Origin of the sequence: Nonomuraea sp. CA-218870 (assembly GCF_050936535.1) — a bacterium.
Taxonomy (GTDB): domain Bacteria; phylum Actinomycetota; class Actinomycetes; order Streptosporangiales; family Streptosporangiaceae; genus Nonomuraea; species Nonomuraea corallina.
In genome coordinates this window covers 1,933,021-1,951,310 of sequence record NZ_JBNJMN010000001.1, presented here as the reverse complement: position 1 = coordinate 1,951,310, position 18,290 = coordinate 1,933,021, and the positions used below count along the sequence as shown (strand labels likewise).

Genomic DNA, 18,290 nt, shown 5'->3' with positions numbered 1-18,290 from the left:
CCACGATTTGTACGGCTGATTGGCCTTAATCCAGGACCAAACGCGCCCGTACAGTCGGAGGCATGATCTCCCCGACCACGTTCCTGCTGTTCGCCGCCACCTCGATGGCGCTGGTGCTGATCCCCGGGCCCAACCATCTCTACATCGCCGCCAGAGGGCTCGCGCAGGGCCGTTCGGCGGGGCTGGCGAGCGCGCTGGGGGTGGAGGTGGGCACGCTCGTGCACATCGCCGCGGCCGCGCTCGGCCTGTCGTACGTGATCTCGCAGTCGGCGACGCTGTTCGCGGTCGTGAAGTGGGCTGGCGTCGCGTACCTCGTCTATTTGGCGATCCGGGCGTTCACCGCGAAGGACGGCGGAGCGGAGCGGCAGCCGCCCGCGCAGCCGCTGCGCGCGGTGTTCCTGGAGGGCGTGCTGGTCAACGTGCTGAACCCGAAGGTGACGCTGTTCTTCCTGGCGCTCCTGCCGCACTTCGTGGACCCGGCGGCGGGGTCGCCCGCGCTGCAGGTGGTGGTGCTCGGCCTCACGCTGCTGGTGCTGGGGCTGATCTCGGACGTGGTGTACGCGGTCGCGGCGGGCGCGCTGGGCGGCCGGCTCGCCCGCCGGGCCAGGACGCTGCGGTACGTCAGCGGCGTCGTCTATCTGGGCCTGGGCGTGGCCACCGCGTTCGCCGGGAGGAGATGAGGGTCACCGGACCTCGGCGAGGGCGGCCGGGACGCGGTCGAGCACGGGGTGCGGCATGAGCCCGTAGGCGTAGAAGTCGACCGCCGCCGCGCCCGCCGCCTTGGCCGCCCGCGCCTTGGCGACCAGCCGGTCCGCGGAGTCGGTGTCGGGGTGTCCTGGCCGCAGCACCGCGCGCACCTCGCGGTCCTTGCCGACCGAGCGCAGGTAGGCGCCGACGTCGTCGGCGACCCTGGCCGCGTCGCGGGCGTAGGCGAGCACCGCGAAGGCGGGCACCAGGTCGCCGAGCGCCACCAGGTCGACGCCCAGTCGCCAGGCGTCGTGGGCGGCCAGCCCGGGGGTGGGCAGCCCGTCGGCGTAGCCCTTGACGGCGCCGGTCGCGTCGGCGAACACCAGCTTGGACCCTTCGTCGCCGACGGCCGAGGCCACGTCGGAGACGAGCGTGGTGACGGTTTCGGACCTGGCCCTGGCGTAGGCGACCACGTCGGGCCCGGCGTACGCGGTCAGCGCGGCCCTGGTCACCTCGCCCTGGGCGGGCGGGTCGCCGTCGAGCACGCCGCCGAGGATCCTGGCGCACTCCTCGCGCGCCACCTCGGCGTCCACGCCCAGGTCGGCGGCCCGGCGCATGCAGTAGTCGCAGAAGCAGAGCCCGAACAGGTAGGCGTCCATCGGCCCGAGCGGCACGAACGAGCGCCCGGCCCGCAGCGGCCGGAAGTGCAGCGACTCGGCCACCACGGACTCGACGCCGAGCCTGGCCACCGCCCTGGCCAGCGCGACCGCGTACGCGCGCGCGTCGGGGTGGGCGGGGCACAGGTCGGCGGGCGAGCCGCGGTCGCCGAAGCAGTCGCGGACGGTCACGTCGGGGTGGGCCCTGCCGAGGGTGGCGTTGCGCAGGAACACGCTCCAGCCGTGCAGCCGGAGCCCGCGCTCGGCGCACGCCTCGCGCAGCCCGTCGAAGGTGTCCTGGTGTCCGGCCGGCGGCCGCAGCCGCAGGCCGGAGAACAGGTCGGCGGGCGGGGGGAAGTGCGCCCCGTCGTGGCGTACGGTCAGCCGGGACAGCCCGTGCGGGGTGACGTCGCGGACGGCGTGATGGACGGCGCCGACCGTGACGCCGGTCGCCCCGTACCCGCTGATCTTGTCGAGCACCCGCTCGACGCCCTCGCCGCGCAGGTCCTCGGCGAAGGCGAACACCGAACTGTCCACGGCAGGCGTCCCTCAGGCGCTCTTGTGCGCGACGAAGTCGATCTCCACCAGGATGTCGAGCAGGTGCGAGCCGACAGTGGTGCGCACGGGGTACGGAGGGGTGAAGTACGACTGGTAGACCTCGTTGTAGGCGGCGAAGTCGCGCTTGAGGTGCTGGAGGTGGACGGTGGCCTTGACGACGTCGTCGAAGCCGAGCCCGTGCGCGGCCAGGATCGCGCCGAGGTTGCGCATCACCTGGTGGGTCTGGGTGACGACGTCGTCGCCGACGACCTCGCCGGTCTGCGGGTCGAGCGGGCCCATGCCGGAGGTGTAGACGAAGTCGCCCACGACGAGGCCCTGCGAGTAGGCGCCGATGGGGGCCGCGCCTTCGGTGGTTCTCAGCTCTTTCTTCACTGCTGCTCCTGGAAACGGGTGGTGATGGTGCCGGCGATCCGATAGTCGCCGTCGACCAGGGGCAGCTGGCGCCACTTGTCGAAGGCGGTGCACGGATGGGAGATGCCGAACGCGAGCAGGTCTCCGGGCCGGAGGCCGTCGGCGCGCACGATCGTGTGCTGGTCCCACATCGCGACGACGGTGACGCCGCCTCGCCTGGGCACGGGCAGCCCTTCGTCGTACGGGGCGTCGCGCTTGCCCATGCCCACCACGGCCAGGCCGGGTTCGGGGGTGGACAGGACGTGTGCCCACACCTCGAGCGCGGGGCGCAGCTCGCCGTCCATCCGGTTGTACGGGGTGCGCTCGCGGTAGAAGCCGTCGTCGTGGGTGACGTAGGCGCCGCTGCGCAGGAGGATCCGGGCCTGGGTGGCGGCCAGGTGGCGGCCGATCACGTCGAACCACTGGCTGCCGCCGACGGTGAGGATCGGGGTGCGGACGCGGAGGTGCTCGACCGCCTCCTGCAACAGATCCAGATATTTCCGGACCTCTTGTGCCGTGTCGAGCGCTCCCTCGTACCCCGCGATCCCCGCTATCTCGACCCCGTCGGTCCGCTCGATGTGACGGACCAGCGCCAGCAGGTCCTCGACCGTGCGGCACCCGGCTCTGCCGCCCGGATGGCCCAGCTCGGCCAGCACCGGGAACGGCCGGGAGCCCGCGAAGGAGGCCAGGAGGTCGGCCCCCGCCGGCGAGTCGGCGAACGACAGCAGCGTGAAGCCCGGGTCGGCGTCGAGCTCGGCGGCCGCCCAGCGCAGCCCCGCGGGGTCGACGACCTGGTTGGCCACCATGATCCGGGCGGCGCCGAACCCGCGCACCGTGCGCGCCTGGGCCGGCGAGGCCACGGTCAGCCCCCAGGCCCCGGCGTCGAGCTGGCGGGCGGCGATCTCCGGCGACATGTGGGTCTTGGCGTGCGGCGCGAGCTCCATCCCGTGGTCGCGGGCGAAGGCGGCCATCGTGGCGATGTTGTGGTCGAGCGCGTCGCGGTGCACGACCATCAGCGGGAAGGTCAGCTCCCCGCCGAACACCGAACGCCCCAGCATCTCCGGCACCGCACTCCCCCTCTGCCCGGTTCCGACCCTATCCTGCGGATCTTGAGCGCAGTGCCCTCCCGGGCGTCGCCCCGGTCAGCTCGCCGGCCGCCAGCACCCGTTCCCCCGAGACCAGCACGTCGTCCACCCCGGCGGCCGGCTCCCTGGGCGTCTCGTACGTCGCCCGGTCGGCGACGGTGAGCGGGTCGAACACCACCACGTCGGCGGCGAACCCGGGCCGCAGCAGCCCCCGGTCCGTCAGCCCGAACCGCCGCGCAGGATGGGACGACAGGTGGACCGCGGCCTGCTCCCACGTCCAGTCGCCGAGCTCGCGGACGTGCCGGCCGAGGAAGCGGGCGAACGCCCCGAAGCCGCGCGGGTGCGGGTGGCCGCCCACGTAGATGCCGTCGGAGCCGCCGGTGTGGGACGGGTGGCGCAGCATGCGGCGCACCGACTCCTCCCCCTCCGGGCCCTCGTCGGGACGGGCCGCCACGCAGCCCGCCTCCAGCCGGGTCTCGACGAGCAGGCGGCGGCAGAACTCCGCCGGCTCCACCCCCTCGCGCTCCGCCGCGGCGACGACGGTCAGGCCCTCGGCCCATTCCAGGCCGGGCGCGTGCGAGATCGTCAGCCGCGGCCAGGTCTGCGCCAGCCCCGGCCACCAGGCGTCCAGCTCGCCGGAGCCGAGCATCGCCAGCGCCTTCTCGGTGTCGGCGGCGGGCACCGTGGGCGGCAGCACCACCATGGCCAGGATCGTGCTGCTGCGCAGGTAGGGGTAGGTGTCGAAGGTGAGGTCGACGTTCGCGCCCGCCCCGTCGAGCAGCGGCAGCAGCACGTCGGCCGGGCCGTGCAGATGGGAGACGTGCACGGCCGCGCCGGACCGCTCGGCGATCTCCACCACCTCGCCGAGGCCGACCCCGGCCCTGGCGCCGTAGGCGCGCATGTGGGTGACGTACGGCAGTCCGCCGAGCGGGCGGCAGAGCTCGGCCAGCTCCTCGGCGTTCGCGTAACGGCCCGGCAGGTACTCCAGCCCGCTGGACAGCCCGACCGCGCCCTCGGACAGACCGCGCTCGACCGCCGCCAGCATGAGCGCCAGGTCGTCGCGGGAGGCGTGCGCCGGCGAGGCGCCCATCACGTCGTAGCGGATCGTCCCGTGCGGCAGCAGGTAGGCGGTGTTGACCGCGACCGCGCGGTCGTAGCCGTCGAGCAGCTCCGCCACGGACAGCGGGCCCTCCCGCAGCGGGCCGTTGACCGCCGCGAAGTAGCGGGACGCGTACGCGACGGTCTCGGCGGAGCCGGGCGCGAACGACAGCCCGTCCTGCCCGAGCACGAACGTGGTCACGCCCTGCCGCAGCGCGGCGAGCTGCACGGCGGGGTCGAACACCACCGCGTCGCCGTGCACGTGGCAGTCGACGAAGCCCGGAGCCACCAGCCGGCCGGACGCGTCGATCTCGGACGCCGCCTCGGCGCCGTCGAGCCTGCCGACCGCCGTGACGCGGTCACCGGTGATCCCCACGTCCGCCCGGCAGGGCGGGGCGCCGGTGCCGTCGAGCACCCGGCCGCCGCTGATGACTACGTCGAACCTCACCCACAGATTCAACCACCGGTGGTGCGTACGTAACACGACCCTTCTGACCGTGAGACGAGCGGGCCGGGCCGGATCGGGCGCTCGGCGAGCAGGTCCCGGGCCCGCGTCCTGGCGAGGTTCCAGCCGTTCCACGGATCGGGCCGGTCCAGGTCGTTGGCCGCCACCACCTCGGCGAGCACGCAGCTGCGCAGCGGCTCCGGCAGCCGGTCCAGCGCGGGCACCGCCTCGGCCCCGAGGTCGCCCAGGTAGTCGGAGTCCAGTTTCTGCACGCCCCGCACCGCCACCTGCGACTCGGCCACCCGCAGATCCGGGTTCACCACCGCGAAGGCGCCCAGGGCCAGCCCGGTCACCAGGACGACGGTGCGCGGCAGCCAGCCCGAGCCGCGCCCGGCGAGCCGTCCAGCCCCGGCCAGCAGCACCAGCGCGAACAGCGCCCCCAGCCAGTACACCGTCGCCTCCACCGACAGCCGCAGCCGCGACAGGCCGTACGCGTCGGTGTAGAGGTCCATCCGGTGCAGCGCGGAGAACAGCACCACCGTGGTCAGCCCGCACAGCAGGCCGAGCTGCCCGGTGAGCAGCCACCGCTCCCGCCGCTCGGTCCTGATCACGCCGGCGGCCACCCCGACGATGCCCAGCACGACCACGCTGACCACGACGAGCTGGAAGAAGCCCTGCCTGGCGTACTCGGCGTAGGTGAGCCCGGCGGTCCTCAGCACCCACGCGTCGCCGCCGAACAGCGCCGTGATCTGCACCGCGACGAACGCCGCGAACAGCAGGTTGACGGCGGTGAGCGGCACCAGCCAGATGGACCTGCTCACCGGGATCTTGAGGTCGGGCGTCACCGGGTCGACGACCGGCCGGAGCGCCACCAGCACCACCGCCGCCGGCAGTGCCGCGAACACCGCGAACACGGCGAGCCGCACCGGCAGCGACTCGGCCCACTCGGGTGTGGCGGTCAGCCGCTCCACGTAGGCGGCGAACACCGGGTCGGCCGAGGAGAACAGCAGCCCGAACACCCCCAGCAGCACGACCGTGATGCCGATCCCGGCCAGCGCCGGCAGGACGCGCCGCCTGGCCGTCAGCGCCTTCAGCGGCGCGGCCAGGAACCAGGGCAGCGGCCCGAGCGCGAACAGGACGGAGGCGCCGCCCCTGAGGACGCCGAGCCAGCCGAGGCCCGCGCCCGACACGGCCAGCGCGGCCAGCCCCGCCCCCGCCAGGAGCAGGACCCCGACCAGCCAGTCGGCGTCCCTGACGGCGGCCATCGCGATCAGCCAGTACGCGGTCAGCCCGAAGGCGATCGTCCACGGCGTCATCCGCCGGGTGACGGCGGGCAGGGCGGCCGCCCCGAGCACCAGGGCCACCAGGACGATGCCCAGCCCGAGCTGCGCGTCCGGCAGCGCGATGGCCGCGAACACCCCCGCCCCGCCCGCCGCCGGCAGCAGCCAGCGCGGGGTGGCGGGAAGCACCGGCCTGGGGAACAGCGGCGGCGGCGTGTAGGCGGGCGGCCCTCCCGGCCCAGCCGTTGCGTAGGCGGGCGTGGCCTGGCCGTACGCCGCGACCAGGTGCGCGTGCTCGGCGGCGCGGCGGGCGACGCCGGCGCCCACAGCCGTCCCGACCGCGCCGAACAGCGCGGTGACGCACACCAGCGTGAGGAGCGCGGCCCCGTCCCCGAGGAGCACACTCGCCATCGCGGCCGCGAACAGCCCCGCCACGAACCCGACCGCCAGCCCGAGCATCCCCCCGGTGACGATGCCGACCAGCCCTTTCACCGGCGGCTCCGCACCCGGCCACCCCACCCACGACCCGGCACGCGGCGAGGCGGCCGGCGCTTGCCCCCCGGAACCTGCCGGCACGGCGTCCTCCGCCCCGGGGCTTCCGGCGTCCGGTCCCGCGGTCCCCGCGTGCGCGACGTCCGCGGGGCCGGACAACGCCGGCACACCCACCGTGGCGGGGACCGGAGTGCCGGCCGTGCCCGGTCCGGCGGAGGGGGCGGGCTCGGGGTGTGGCGCCGGCTCATCCCCGCGGCGGCCGTCTTCGGGCACCATCACAGTCCTCCCTGGCAGGTCGACGAGCATGCGGCACCCCGCGCAGTCGTCGATGCGGATGGAGCCGCCGTGCAGTTCGACGATCTCCTTGACGATGGCCAGGCCCAGCCCGGCTCCCCCGCCGTCGGCGGTGCGCCCGGCGTCGAGCCTGGAGAAGCGTTCGAACACGCGCGCCCTGGCCGACGCCGGGATGCCCGTCCCCCGGTCGGCGACCGCGAGACGCACCCCGGCGCCGGTGGGCGAGGCGGTCACGGTGACCGTCCCGTCCGGCGGGCTGTGCCGTACGGCGTTGTCGAGCAGGTTGGCCAGGACCTGGGCCATCAGGTCGGGGTCGGCGAGGACCACGAGCCCGGCGGGGACCGAGGAGGAGAGCCGGACGTCCTCGCGGGCCAGCGCCGCCTCCCGGACGGCCTGCTCCACCAGCGGCCGCAGCTCGACCGCCTCCGGTTCGATGAGCCGCGCGCCGGAGTCGAGCCGGGACAGGTCGAGCAGCTGGGCGACCAGGCGGCCGAGGCGTTCGGTCTGGGCGAGCGCGGTGCGCATGGTGACCGGGTCGGGCGCGGAGACGCCGTCGACGACGTTCTCCAGGACGGCGCGCAGCCCGGTGATGGGCGTGCGCAGCTCGTGGCTGACGTTGGCGACCAGCTCGCGGCGCTGCCGGTCGACCTCGCCGAGGTCGGCGGCCATCGCGTTGAAGGCCCGCGCCAGCTCTCCCACCTCGTCGCGGGAGGTGGCCCGGACGCGCAGCGAGTAGCGGCCCTTGGCGATGGTCTGGGCGGCCCTGGCCATCTCGCGCAGCGGCCTGGTCATGCCCATGGCGAGCACCTGGACCATGATGAGGGCGAGCGCCACGGCCACGCCGATGCGGACCTCGCGTGACAGCCCGGAGTTGATGCCGACCTCGTTCACCGCGAACGCGGTCGCGACGGCCAGCACGATGACGATCCCGAGCTTGACCTTGATCCGGCCCAGGAAGTCGAGCGGTCTCATGGCCGTACCAGCGCGTAGCCGACCCCGTGGACGGTGCGGACCACGTCGGAGCCGAGCTTGCGGCGCAGCGCCCGCACGTGGCTGTCGACGGTCCTGGTGGCGGCCGCCTCGGAGAACCCCCACACGTCCGACAGCAGCCGCTCCCGCTCGAACACCTGCCCCGGCCGTTCGGCGAGGCGGCGCAGCAGGTCGAACTCGGTACGGGTGAGCTGCGCCTCGGCGCCGCGGACGAACACCCGCCGGGCGGCGGTGTCGATCCGCACCTCCCCCACCTTGATCACGGCGTCCTCGGCGGCGAGCTGCCCCGCCCGCTCGACCCGGCGCAGCAGCGCGTGGATCCTGGCCACCAGCTCGCGCATGCTGAACGGCTTGGCCAGGTAGTCGTCGGCGCCCACGCCGAGCCCGACGAGCACGTCGGTCTCCTCGCCGAGTGCGGTCAGCATGAGCACGGGCACCGGGCGGGCGGCCTGCATCCTGCGGCACACCTCCAGCCCGTCGAGTCCGGGCAGCAGCCGGTCCAGGATCACCAGGTCGGGTTCGGCCGAGGCGAACGCGGCGAGCCCGGCCTGCCCGTCGGCGGCCGTCCTGACCTGGAACCCCTCGGCGGCGAGCCGGTCGCGGACGGCCCGCGCGATCGTCTGGTCGTCTTCCACCACGAGGATGCGTCGCTGCTGCGTCACATCCCAGAGCCTAGAAGCGGGGTGTGCAGACGGCACTCCCCAATTCGTGCACATCCGGTGCAGACTTGGGCAGTGAACATCCCCTCATACCTGCGCCGCCTCGGCCTGCCCGAGTTCGAGCACGCCCCGCCCTCCGCCGCCGCCCTGCGCGACCTGCACATCGCGCACGTGGAACGGGTCCCGTACGAGGTGCTGGAGATCTGGCTGGGCCGGCCCACGTCGCTGGATCCGCTGGAGTCGGCGGCCCGGATCCTCGGCGGCCGCGGCGGCTACTGCTACCACCTGAACGGAGCTTTCTCGGCGCTGCTGACGAAGCTGGGTTACACGGTGACGCGGCACGTGGCCGGCGCGCAGATGCGGGGAGGCGAGCCGGGGATCACCGGCAACCATCTGGCGTTGACGGTGTCGGGGCTGCCGGACGAGGCCAACCCGGGTGGCGCGTGGCTGGTGGACGTGGGGCTGGGCGACGGGCTGCACGAGCCGCTCCCGCTGGTCGCGGGCGCCTACCGGCAGGGCCCGCACACGTACGGGCTGCGGCCGTCGGAGGTGGCCCCCGGCGGGTGGCGGCTGGAGCACGACCCGGGCGGGTCCTTCCTCGGCCTCGACTTCGGTCCCGAGCCGGCCGCGATGTCGGACTTCGCGGCCATGCACGACCACCAGTCCACGTCGCCGGAGTCGGGGTTCATGCGGGTCGCGGTGGTGCAGCGGCGGGACGCGCGCGGGGTCGACAGCCTGCGCGGGCTGGTGCTGTCGCGGCTCGGCGTCGGGGCGGACCGGGTGACGCTGGAGAGCGCCCGCGACTACTACGCGGCGCTGGCGGACGTCTTCGCGCTGCCGCTGGACGACGTGAGTGGAGCGGAGAAGGACCGGCTGTGGGGGAGGTTGCACGCCGCGCATGAGGCATGGCTCGCCTGACGGGGTACACAGCTCGTCAGGAGGTCGCTGGTGCGCGTGGCCAAGGGAGAGACCGGGAAGCTCGCGGGACGCTATCGGCTGCTGAACCCCCTCGGCGGGGGTGAGCTGCTGCTGGCCTTCGACGAGGTGGAACACCGGGACGTGGTGGTGCGCCGGCTGCGCGCGCCCGCCGGGGAGCTGGACGCGGCGGTGCTGGAGGCCCGCCGCGTGGCCCGGTTCGTGCATCCGGCGATCGTGCCGGTGCTCGACGTGCCGGTGGAGGACGGCGAGCCGTGGCTGGTGATGGCGTTCGTGGAGGGCGCGTCGCTGGAGCAGACGGTGCGCGGGCGGGGGCCGCTGCCGGTCAGGCAGGCGGCCCGGGTGGGCGTGTACGTGCTGTCGGCGCTGACGGCCGCGCACGCCGCCGGGATCGTGCACGGCCGGGTGCGTCCGGGCAACGTGCTGCTGTCGCCGACCGGGCGGGCGCTGCTGACGGGGTTCGGGCTGCCGGCGACGGGCATGCGGCCGGGCGCCGATCTGTGGTCGCTGGCCGCGACGCTGCACTTCGCGGTCGAGGGCAGGCCGCCGGGCCAGGAGCCGGCCGCGGCGACGGACCCGTTGCGGGCGCTGATCAGGGCGATGCTCACGCCGGACTCGCCGCCGTCGGAGGCGGTGGCGTGGACCCTGCGGCGGCTGGCGCTGGACCGCTCCCTGGATCGGGTGGTCGCGACCGATGGCCCGCTGACCCCGGCGCGGGCGGCGGCGGTGGGCCTGGCGGTGCTCGACCGGCTCGCCGCCTGGCACGACCGCGGCCGGCACCACGGCGGGGTGCATCCCGGCAGCGTGCTGATCGACCCGGAGGGCCGGGCGTCGCTGCTCCCGCCGCCGGTGCCCGCGCCGCCGCCCGCCTATCTGCCGCCGGAGGGCGTGCCGGGGCCGGCGGGCGATCTTTGGGCGCTGGGTGCCACGATGTTCCTGGCGGTGGAGGGCCGGCCGCCCGCTCCTGGCGCGACGCTGGTGCGGGCAGGGCCGCTGGCGCCGTGCCTGGTCGGCCTGCTGGCGGGGCCGCCGGCCGAGCGGCCGGCGCCGGCGGCGCTGCGGCGGCAGTTGCTCGGCGTGCTGCCTATTCACGATATATCGTGACAGGGAACCTGGACGACGTCTCGCTCGTTGTCCGCACGACGCAGAATGTGGGAAGAGGCGGGGCGAGCGCTCCGCGTTCGGAGGATGTTGAGGATGTCACCAATCCAGAAGTACGCCATCGGCGCCGGCGTCGCCGTCCTGTTCTCGTGGATCTTCCTTCCCGGCTGGGTGACCCTGCTCGTCGTCCTCGGCGTGGTCGCCGCCCCGGTGGCCGGCTACCTCATGCTCGACCCGTCGCAGCGCGAGCGGCTCAAGAGGTCCCGCCGGCGCGGCATCGGCCGCTAGTGCCGGGGCCGGCGGGGGCCTCAGGCCTCCGCCGGCGCCGCCACCCGCTGGGTGACCCGGCGCTCGACGTAGAACGACAGGAACGGCACGGTGCCGCCCAGCATGACGCCCAGCATGTAGGGCCAGCTCCAGCGCGCCTTCATGCCCAGGTTCATCACCGCCACCAGGTAGAGCATGTAGAGGCCGCCGTGGATGGGCGCGATCACCTTCGACAGGCCGGGCAGGTCGAAGCCGTAGCGCAGCACCATCCCGACGCAGAGCACGAGCAGCATCACGCCGACGACGTAGGCGAGCACCCGGAAGGGCTTGAGAGCCGATTCCACCGTTAACCTTCCAGAACCATCTCGGGGGACCTCTGACGGTCCCGATCCGCTCGTACGGCGTCGCGTACGAAGTGGAACCACATGAACACGGCGAACCCCGCGAAGATCCACCAGTTGGCGGCGTAGGCGAGGTTGCGCCAGGTGACCTCGCCGCCGGCCATGGGCGGTTTCGAGGCGACCTGGGTCAGCGCCCCTGACGGGGGTTCGGCCACGACGTAGCCGTTGCGCACCTGCTCGCCCCGCCACAGGTTGACCAGCTCGCCGGTCGCGACCGTCTGCACCTGGCCGGGGGGCAGCCCTTCGGGCCTGCGCTGGACGGTGTCGCTGCCCTGCTGGGGGCGCAGCCGGCCGGGGACGCTCGCCCGGCCCTGCGGCACGGCCGCCGCGGCGGGGTCGGCGGCGTCGGCCACCCAGCCGCGCACCACCGGCATCAGCGTGCCGTCGTCGAGCCGGAGCGGGGTCAGCACCCAGTAGCCGTGGCCGCGTGAGACCTTGCCGCCCGGCGCGTCGACGTCGGCGCGGCGGTCGGCGACGAGGAGCTGACGGCTCGCGTCGTAGACGCCCTCGACGGTGACCCTGCGGCCGACGGCGTCACCCCGCATCTGCGCGCCCACGGGGGCCAGCTCCGTGACGGACACCGGGGCCGGGTCCGTCGTCAGCACCGGCTTGCCCGAGTCGTTGAACACGCCGAGCTGCCAGCGCCCGAGCATGATGAACGCGATCACGACCCCGATCGTGAGCAGGTGCAGCCCCAGCAGGCGAGGCGACAGCAGGGTCTTGAGCATGCCTTCAAACTATCCGCCCGTGGGACCGGTTCCCCCACCAGCCCACCGGCGAAACCGAAGAAAAGGCGCAAACGCCGGCAAGCGATCACGCTAGGCTGCTGGCCATGTCTGACCAGCATATCGATCCCGCGGGCAACACCCAGCAGTTCCGCGCCTTCGCGCAGCGGTCCGAGCAGGAGTCGGCCGCCACCGCCAAGAAGTCGCCGGTCCTGCCGATCATCGCGGTGGTCCTCGCCGTGGCGATCATCGGCGTGGCGGCGTTCCTGCTGCTCCGCTAGCCCTCTCCTCGTCACAGGGCGCCGACCCGCCACAGGTGTGGCGGGCTTTTGTCATGCCCGTACCACCCGGCCCGACCGGCGTGCTCGTCGTGGTACCTGGACGAGCACGGGGTGAACCGGACGATCCGGCCGGGCTTCACCTTCGAGTACGGGGCGCGTACCCGGAAGGCGAAACCCGGCGACTACGAGCTGATCGGCTGAGTCAGCGGCGCGGCGAGACCACCAGGGCGCTGCCGCCGCCGCGCCTGGACGGCTCGGCGACCGCCTGGATCCGGTCCCGGCCGACGAACTCCAGCGCGGTGGCCGCGCCGATCTCCGGGTTCAGCACCAGGTCGTGGCCCCTGGCCTCCAGCTCCTGCTCGTACCGGTCGAGGAAGCCCTGCTCGGCCTGGGTCTGCGCGGTGTTGCGCTGGGTGGCCCTGGGGGCGGCCAGCGCCTCGGGCAGCGACATGCCGAACTCGTACCGGTTGACCAGGATCTGCAGCACCGTCGTGATGATCGTGGAGCCGCCCGGCGTGCCGAGCGCCATCACCGGCCTGCCGTGGTCGAACACCAGCGTCGGCGCCATCGACGAGCGCGGCCGCTTGCCGGGGCCGGGCAGGTTCGGGTCGCCCGGCGCCGGGCCGAAGGTGAAGTCCGTCAGCTCGTTGTTGAGCAGGAACCCGCGGCCCGGCACCACGATGCCGTTGCCGCCGGTGGACTCGATGGTCAGGTTGTAGGCGACCACGTTGCCCCAGCGGTCGGCCACCACCAGGTGCGTGGTCTCCGGGCCCTCGGCCGTGGTCTCGGCTGCGGTGCCCTGCGCGGGCGGGCAGTCCTCGTACGAGCCGTCGGGGACGCCCGGCGCGGCGGGGTGCGCGATCGCGCGCTCGCCGACCAGGCAGGCGCGCTCCTTGGCGAAACCGTCCGACAGCAGCTCCTTCAGCGGCACGCCCGGCACGTCGCCGACGTAGGCGTTGCGGTCGGCGAAGGCCAGCCGGGACGCCTCCAGATACTCGTGCAGGCCCACCTCGGGCAGCGCGTCCAGGATGTTGAGCGCCTCCTGCACGGTCGAGCCGCCCGACGACGGCGGCGCCATCCCGTACACCGTCAGGCCGCGGTAGTCGGACCTGGTCGGCTCCCGCATCAGCGCGCGGTAGTCGCGCAGGTCGCCCAGCTCCATCAGGCCGGGCCTGACGTTCCTGGTCGAGCCGGGGGTGACCGGGGGCCGCTTGACCGTGGCCACGACCTCCCTGCCGAGCTCTCCCCCGTACAGCCAGCCGGTGCCGCGCCGGCCCAGCTCGCGGTAGGTGGCGGCCAGGTCGGGGTTCCTGAAGACGGAGCCGACCGGCGGCGGCGCGCCGTTCGGCAGGTAGAGCTTCGCCGTGGAGGTGAAGTCCTTGAAGCGGGCCGCGTTCTGCGCGGTCTGGTCGTGGAACGTCTGGTCGACCACGAACCCCCTGGACGCGACGGTGACGGCGGGCTGCAGCGCCTGCTTCAGCGACATCGTGCCGAACCGGCGCAGGGCCAGCTCCCACTGGGCGACCGTGCCGGGCACGCCGGCCGACAGACCGCTGGTGACCGCCTGGTCGAACGGGATGCCCTCCAGGGAGGTGGCCGTCATGGCCCGGGGCGCGGCCTCGCGGCCGTCGATGGTGTGCACCTTCCGGCGCTCGGCGTCGTAGTAGACGAGGAAGCCGCCGCCGGCCAGACCGGCGGAGTAGGGCTCGGTGACGCCCAGCACGGCGCCCGCGGCGACCGCGGCGTCGACGGCGTTGCCGCCTCTCCTGAGCACGTCGATCGCCGCCTTGGAGGCGTCGAGGTCGACGGTGGAGACCGCGCCGCCGTACCCCTCGGCGACAGGGACCTTCTGCTGGGGCGGGTGGTGGGTGGTGGCCGCCGCGGGCGCGGCTGGGGCCAGGGTGACGAGGACTGCTGCTGCGGGAACGATCACTCGGCGCATGGACTACACGATGGCCCAGCTACGTCCCGGGCGGTAGGGCCCCCTGCGACCGAAGGTGGATGCGGTGGTGCCGCGGGGGTCCTAGCGTGGGGGCGTGGGCAGGAAGTTCGGGCTCGATCCGTACAACGCGGTGGTGGTGGCCGTCACCCAGGTCGTGTTCTCGTACGGCGCGTACTACGGGCAGCCCTTCCGGGAGCCGATCGACGCGGTGGCGGTCGCGCTGCTGCTCGTGGGGCCGGTGGGCGTGCTGCTGCGGCGCAGGTTCCCGGTCAGCGTCGCGGCGGGCGCGCTCGTGGCCACCTACGTCTATACCTGGCTCGGCTACCCGTACGGGCCGGTCTACCTCTCCCCGATCATCCTGCTGTTCTCCCTCGTGACCCGGGGCCTGCGGGTCGCGGCGTGGATCATGGCCGGCGTGACCATCGGGGTCTTCATCACCTACGGCTACATCCGGGCCGGGCAGCCCGCGGGGCTGTTCCACGACCTGGCGGTGACGGCGTTCGTCCTGCTGCTGATGGTGGTGGCCGAGCTGACCAGGATCGTCAGGGAGCGGCGCGCCCAGCAGCAGCGGGCCGCCGAGGAGGAGACCAGGCGGCAGGCCAGCGAGGAGCGGCTCACCATGGCGCGGGAGCTCCACGACGTGCTGGCCCACAACATCTCGCTCATCCACGTACAGGCCGCCACCGCGCTCCACCTCATCGACGACAACCCCCAACAGGCCCGCACCGCGCTGGCCACCATCAAGACCGCCTCCAAGGAGGTGCTGGGCGAGATGCGCTCGGTGCTGAACGTGCTGCGCGAGGGCGCGCCCCGCTCCCCCACCGCCGGGCTCGACCGCCTGGACGAGCTGATCGAACGCTCCGGGCTGGACGTGAAGCTGGAGCGCACCGGCGCGCGCCCGCTGCCGCCGCAGGTCGAACGGGCCGCCTACCGGATCGTCCAGGAGTCGCTCACCAACGCCTCCCGCCACGCCCCCGGCGCGGCGGTGACGGTCCGGCTCGCGTACGAGCCCTCCGGCCTGGGCATCGAGATCACCGACGACGGCTCCACCACGCCGCCCGTGCTGGCCGGGGAGGGCAGCGGCAACGGCATCCCCGGCATGCGGGAGCGGGCCGCCGCGCTGGGCGGGACACTGGTGGCCGGCCCGTCCGGCACCGGTTTCCGGGTCTCGGCCCGCCTGCCGCTCCCCGAGGAGAACCGATGATCAAAGTGCTGCTCGCCGACGACCAGGCCCTGGTGCGGGCCGGGTTCAAGGCCCTGCTCGACGCCCAGCCCGACATGAGCGTGGTCGCCGAGGCGTCCGACGGCGCGGAGGCGATCCGGCTGGCCGGCGAGCACGGCCCCGACGTGGTGCTGATGGACATCCGCATGCCCGGCATGGACGGCCTCACCGCCACCCGGCAGATGCCCGAGGGCCCGCGCATCATCATCCTGACCACGTTCGAGCTGGACGAGTACGTGTTCGAGGCGCTGCGCGGCGGCGCCAGCGGGTTCCTGGTCAAGGACACCGAGCCGGCCGAGCTGATCCAGGCGGTCCGGGTGGTGGCGGCCGGCGAGGCGCTGCTGTCGCCCAGCGTGACCCGCCGCCTGATCGCCGAGTACGCCTCGCGCGCCAAGGAGCCGCTGGCCGCCGAGGGCCTGGACCAGCTCACGGACCGCGAACGCGAGGTCCTCACCCTGGTCGGCGGCGGCATGACCAACGACGAGATCGCGGCCAAGCTCTTCATGTCGCCGGCCACGGCGAAGACGCACGTGAGCCGCGCCATGATGAAACTGCGCGCCAGGGACCGGGCCCAGCTGGTGGTGGTCGCGTACGAGTCGGGGCTGGTGAAACCGGGCTGGCTGTGACGCCTTGTCAGACGGACGCGACGGGCTGGACGCGTGAGACGCCGCTAGGCGACCGCTCCCGCCCTGGGCTGCCGGCGTGATGGCCAGACTGCGTGACATGGTGATCGACTGTGCGCACCCCGCCTCACTCGCCCGGTTCTGGGCCGCCGCGCTCGACGGCTACGAGGTGGCGCCCTACGACGACGCCGAGCTGGCCAGGCTGCGTGCCGCGGGGGTCGACAATCCGGAGAACGACCCCACGGTCCTGCTGGAGGGCGGCCCGCCGCGACTGTGGTTCCAGCGGGTCCCCGAGCGCAAGGCGGGGAAGAACCGCCTCCATCTCGACCTGCGTGCCGAGGACCGGGAGACGGAGGTCGAGCGGCTGGCCAGACTGGGTGCGGTCGTGCTGGACCGGCGCGAGGAGTGGACGGTGCTGGCCGACCCCGAAGGCAACGAATTCTGCGTCTTCTGAACCTTCACGGCCGGGCGTGCGGTTCACGGTCGACGAAGGTGAACATCGACGGTGCGCTGGATGTCCTCGTCGGTGACGTTGCCGAAGATCCCGCAGGCGAGTACGAGGTCGGCGGGCGCCATTCCCTGGCACCAGTCGATGCGCGCGGCGTCGGCGGTCAGCACCTCGACCTGGTCCAGCCCGGCCGCCGCCGCGGCCTGCCGGGCGGCGGCGGCGTTGCGCGGGTCCAGCTCCACCAGGCGCGCTCGTACGTCGGCGCGGCGTGGATGACCGGCCAGGACGCCGAGCAGGTCACGGCCCTGACCGGCACAGAGGCTGATCACCTTCACCGGACCCGGGGCGCAGGTGTCGAGCACCGCCTCCACCCGCTCCTGGACCACGCGCAGCCGCCGCGCCAGCGGAGAGCCGGGAAGATCGTAGTCGTCGTGCCACGTCTGCCAGTCCATGCCCACCCTCCAGGGTGCAGGGGACATCCGTCCTCGGACGTACGGAACCGTACGCGGAAGCACCATCTTCGCCGGCACCGAGCCGGTGTTGCGGATCGCCGCATGGGTCTCGTTGCCGTCGTCGGCCCTGATCTGGACGCCGAGGCGGAAGCTCGGGAAGTCGGCGGCGTGCTCGTGGCCGTCACGTAGGGAACCGCACGCGAGATCGCGCCTAGCGCCTTGGTACCTAGGTACCTCACGCGCGATGCAGCGCCTGGAGTAAACGAACTGTCACTGGTAGCGATCGGAAAGGGCCGTTACCCTCCGTGTGAGACCCTTCGGCGGAGAGGACGAGGATGCAGGCGGCGGCCCTGTTCGGCAGCGGGCTCGTGGCCGGGCTGCTGGCGGGGACCGCGTCGTGCACGGCGGTGCAGGGGGGTCTGCTCGTCGGGCTGACCGGGGAGCGTGACCGGACCGTGCTGGGGTGGTTCCTGACGGGGCGGCTGCTGTCGTACACCGTGGTGGGCGCGCTGCTCGGGCTGGCGGGGTCGGCGGTGAAGCCGCCGCCGCAGGCGCGGGCGGTGCTGCTGGTGGCGGCGGGCCTCATGGTGGTCGCGTTCGCGGTCAGGCTCTACCGCCGCCCCGGGTGCGAGCCGCCCCGGCGCGCTTTCGGCGGTCTCGGCCCGCCGCTGCTGGGCGCCGCCACGATCCTGGTGCCGTGCGGGGTCACGATCGGCATGGAGCTGATAGCGATCTCCAGCGGTTCGCCGCTGTCGGGGGCGGCGGTGATGGCCGGGTTCGTGCTCGGCACCGCGCCGGCGCTGGGCCTGCTGGGCTGGCTGCTGCGGCGCGTCACCCGTACGAGGCTGGTGAAGGCGGCGGCGGTGCTGGCCGCCGCCACGGGGCTGTGGACGATCGGGGCGGGGATCAACCTCGGCGGCTGGCTGCCCGCCACGGCCACCGCCACCGCGGGCGACCGGAGCCCTGTGGTGACCATCTGGGCGCTGCGCGACGGCTACCGGCCGGCGGCGGTGCGGGCGCCCGCCGGGGTGCCGGTCGAGGTGGTGTTCAAGCGGGTCGACCGGGGCTGCACCGACACCGTGGCCTTCGCCGGGCGCGACCTGGCGCTGCCCGCGACCGTACGGCTGCCGCCGCAGCCGCCGGGCACCCTCCGCTACGCCTGCGGCATGGGGATGTACACCGGATTCATCACGTTCTCCGCGGAGTAGGAGGCGGGAGCGGGTAAATGCTGCCGGGCCGCTCGGCGATTACGGTTCGC

General features: G+C 73.8%; 19 protein-coding genes. 9 read left to right on the top strand and 10 right to left on the bottom strand.

The features are described 5' to 3' along the window. The first annotated feature begins 62 nt into the window (after positions 1-62). Entirely contained in the window at positions 63-680 is a 618-nt protein-coding gene (locus tag ACQEUU_RS09660; protein WP_433063132.1) for a LysE family translocator, read from the top strand. A 3-nt stretch (positions 681-683) separates the two neighbouring features. Here the strand turns inward: ACQEUU_RS09660 and ACQEUU_RS09655 are convergent, their stop codons facing one another. Genes ACQEUU_RS09655 through ACQEUU_RS09630 form a run of 6 tightly spaced genes read right to left on the bottom strand, consistent with a single transcriptional unit; the run spans position 684 to position 8,637 of the window. Next, the gene (locus tag ACQEUU_RS09655) at positions 684-1,880 is read right to left on the bottom strand and encodes a hypothetical protein (protein ID WP_433063130.1); all 1,197 of its coding nucleotides are present in this window, start codon (positions 1,878-1,880) and stop codon (positions 684-686) included. Between the two features lie 12 nt (positions 1,881-1,892). Then, positions 1,893-2,273: a RidA family protein gene (locus ACQEUU_RS09650; protein WP_433063127.1), complete on the bottom strand. Its 381-nt coding sequence runs from the start codon at positions 2,271-2,273 to the stop codon at positions 1,893-1,895. Continuing rightward, on the bottom strand, positions 2,270-3,349 hold the full coding sequence (locus ACQEUU_RS09645) for an alanine racemase (RefSeq protein WP_433071792.1): 1,080 nt from the start codon (positions 3,347-3,349) through the stop codon (positions 2,270-2,272). The genes ACQEUU_RS09650 and ACQEUU_RS09645 overlap by 4 nt, the downstream gene beginning before the upstream one ends. A 37-nt stretch (positions 3,350-3,386) precedes the next feature. Then, on the bottom strand, positions 3,387-4,922 hold the full coding sequence (locus tag ACQEUU_RS09640; RefSeq protein ID WP_433063125.1) for an N-acyl-D-amino-acid deacylase family protein: 1,536 nt from the start codon (positions 4,920-4,922) through the stop codon (positions 3,387-3,389). A gap of 8 nt (positions 4,923-4,930) precedes the next feature. Continuing rightward, a complete protein-coding gene (locus tag ACQEUU_RS09635) occupies positions 4,931-7,957 on the bottom strand; it encodes a DUF4153 domain-containing protein (RefSeq protein ID WP_433063122.1) in 3,027 nt (1,008 codons plus the stop codon). Continuing rightward, positions 7,954-8,637 (bottom strand): response regulator transcription factor, encoded by a 684-nt coding sequence (locus ACQEUU_RS09630; protein ID WP_270159221.1) that lies wholly within the window; start codon positions 8,635-8,637, stop codon positions 7,954-7,956. The genes ACQEUU_RS09635 and ACQEUU_RS09630 overlap by 4 nt, the downstream gene beginning before the upstream one ends. Before the next feature lie 72 nt (positions 8,638-8,709). On the opposite strand from ACQEUU_RS09630, the gene ACQEUU_RS09625 reads away from it, so the two are divergent. The 3 genes from ACQEUU_RS09625 (at position 8,710) to ACQEUU_RS09615 (ending at position 10,959) form a co-directional block, all read left to right on the top strand. Further along, positions 8,710-9,552, top strand: coding sequence for an arylamine N-acetyltransferase family protein (locus tag ACQEUU_RS09625; RefSeq protein WP_433063119.1), 843 nt, complete (start codon positions 8,710-8,712; stop codon positions 9,550-9,552). Between the two features lie 30 nt (positions 9,553-9,582). Then, positions 9,583-10,674, top strand: coding sequence for a protein kinase domain-containing protein (locus tag ACQEUU_RS09620; RefSeq protein WP_433063117.1), 1,092 nt, complete (start codon positions 9,583-9,585; stop codon positions 10,672-10,674). Positions 10,675-10,767: 93 nt separating this feature from the next. Further along, positions 10,768-10,959, top strand: coding sequence for a hypothetical protein (locus ACQEUU_RS09615; RefSeq protein WP_433063115.1), 192 nt, complete (start codon positions 10,768-10,770; stop codon positions 10,957-10,959). Between the two features lie 20 nt (positions 10,960-10,979). Here the strand turns inward: ACQEUU_RS09615 and ACQEUU_RS09610 are convergent, their stop codons facing one another. Continuing rightward, entirely contained in the window at positions 10,980-11,282 is a 303-nt protein-coding gene (locus tag ACQEUU_RS09610; RefSeq protein ID WP_433063112.1) for a DUF3817 domain-containing protein, read from the bottom strand. A gap of 2 nt (positions 11,283-11,284) precedes the next feature. Continuing rightward, positions 11,285-12,067: an SURF1 family protein gene (locus ACQEUU_RS09605; protein WP_433063109.1), complete on the bottom strand. Its 783-nt coding sequence runs from the start codon at positions 12,065-12,067 to the stop codon at positions 11,285-11,287. 104 nt (positions 12,068-12,171) lie between these two features. Here ACQEUU_RS09605 and ACQEUU_RS09600 point away from each other — a divergent pair, with 104 nt between their 5' ends. Beyond that, positions 12,172-12,345, top strand: a complete 174-nt coding sequence (locus ACQEUU_RS09600) for a hypothetical protein (protein WP_270159823.1) — start codon at positions 12,172-12,174, stop codon at positions 12,343-12,345. 202 nt (positions 12,346-12,547) lie between these two features. Here the strand turns inward: ACQEUU_RS09600 and ggt are convergent, their stop codons facing one another. Continuing rightward, entirely contained in the window at positions 12,548-14,287 is a 1,740-nt protein-coding gene (gene ggt, locus ACQEUU_RS09595; RefSeq protein WP_433063106.1) for a gamma-glutamyltransferase, read from the bottom strand. A 94-nt stretch (positions 14,288-14,381) separates the two neighbouring features. On the opposite strand from ggt, the gene ACQEUU_RS09590 reads away from it, so the two are divergent. The 3 genes from ACQEUU_RS09590 (at position 14,382) to ACQEUU_RS09580 (ending at position 16,586) form a co-directional block, all read left to right on the top strand. Then, positions 14,382-15,491, top strand: coding sequence for a sensor histidine kinase (locus tag ACQEUU_RS09590; RefSeq protein WP_433063103.1), 1,110 nt, complete (start codon positions 14,382-14,384; stop codon positions 15,489-15,491). Next, positions 15,488-16,135 carry a response regulator gene (locus ACQEUU_RS09585; protein ID WP_433063100.1) on the top strand — a complete coding sequence of 216 codons (648 nt, stop codon included), beginning with the start codon at positions 15,488-15,490 and terminating at the stop codon, positions 16,133-16,135. Before ACQEUU_RS09590 ends, ACQEUU_RS09585 begins: the two co-directional genes overlap by 4 nt. Positions 16,136-16,232: 97 nt before the next feature. Continuing rightward, positions 16,233-16,586, top strand: coding sequence for a VOC family protein (locus ACQEUU_RS09580; protein WP_433063098.1), 354 nt, complete (start codon positions 16,233-16,235; stop codon positions 16,584-16,586). Positions 16,587-16,609: 23 nt separating this feature from the next. Here ACQEUU_RS09580 and ACQEUU_RS09575 read toward each other — a convergent pair whose 3' ends face one another. Continuing rightward, entirely contained in the window at positions 16,610-17,032 is a 423-nt protein-coding gene (locus ACQEUU_RS09575) for a hypothetical protein (protein WP_433063095.1), read from the bottom strand. Between the two features lie 335 nt (positions 17,033-17,367). Here ACQEUU_RS09575 and ACQEUU_RS09570 point away from each other — a divergent pair, with 335 nt between their 5' ends. Further along, positions 17,368-18,240, top strand: a complete 873-nt coding sequence (locus ACQEUU_RS09570; protein ID WP_433063092.1) for an urease accessory protein UreH domain-containing protein — start codon at positions 17,368-17,370, stop codon at positions 18,238-18,240. Positions 18,241-18,290 lie beyond the last annotated feature (50 nt).

Coding starts and splice junctions, on each gene's coding strand:
- ACQEUU_RS09660 (WP_433063132.1), top strand. CDS start 63: ATGATCTCCCCGACCACGTTCCTGCTGTTCGCCGCCACCTCGATGGCG.
- ACQEUU_RS09645 (WP_433071792.1), bottom strand. CDS start 3,349: ATGCTGGGGCGTTCGGTGTTCGGCGGGGAGCTGACCTTCCCGCTGATG.
- ACQEUU_RS09635 (WP_433063122.1), bottom strand. CDS start 7,957: ATGAGACCGCTCGACTTCCTGGGCCGGATCAAGGTCAAGCTCGGGATC.
- ACQEUU_RS09615 (WP_433063115.1), top strand. CDS start 10,768: ATGTCACCAATCCAGAAGTACGCCATCGGCGCCGGCGTCGCCGTCCTG.
- ACQEUU_RS09605 (WP_433063109.1), bottom strand. CDS start 12,067: ATGCTCAAGACCCTGCTGTCGCCTCGCCTGCTGGGGCTGCACCTGCTC.
- ACQEUU_RS09600 (WP_270159823.1), top strand. CDS start 12,172: ATGTCTGACCAGCATATCGATCCCGCGGGCAACACCCAGCAGTTCCGC.
- ggt (WP_433063106.1), bottom strand. CDS start 14,287: ATGCGCCGAGTGATCGTTCCCGCAGCAGCAGTCCTCGTCACCCTGGCC.
- ACQEUU_RS09585 (WP_433063100.1), top strand. CDS start 15,488: ATGATCAAAGTGCTGCTCGCCGACGACCAGGCCCTGGTGCGGGCCGGG.
- ACQEUU_RS09580 (WP_433063098.1), top strand. CDS start 16,233: ATGGTGATCGACTGTGCGCACCCCGCCTCACTCGCCCGGTTCTGGGCC.
- ACQEUU_RS09575 (WP_433063095.1), bottom strand. CDS start 17,032: ATGGACTGGCAGACGTGGCACGACGACTACGATCTTCCCGGCTCTCCG.
- ACQEUU_RS09570 (WP_433063092.1), top strand. CDS start 17,368: ATGCAGGCGGCGGCCCTGTTCGGCAGCGGGCTCGTGGCCGGGCTGCTG.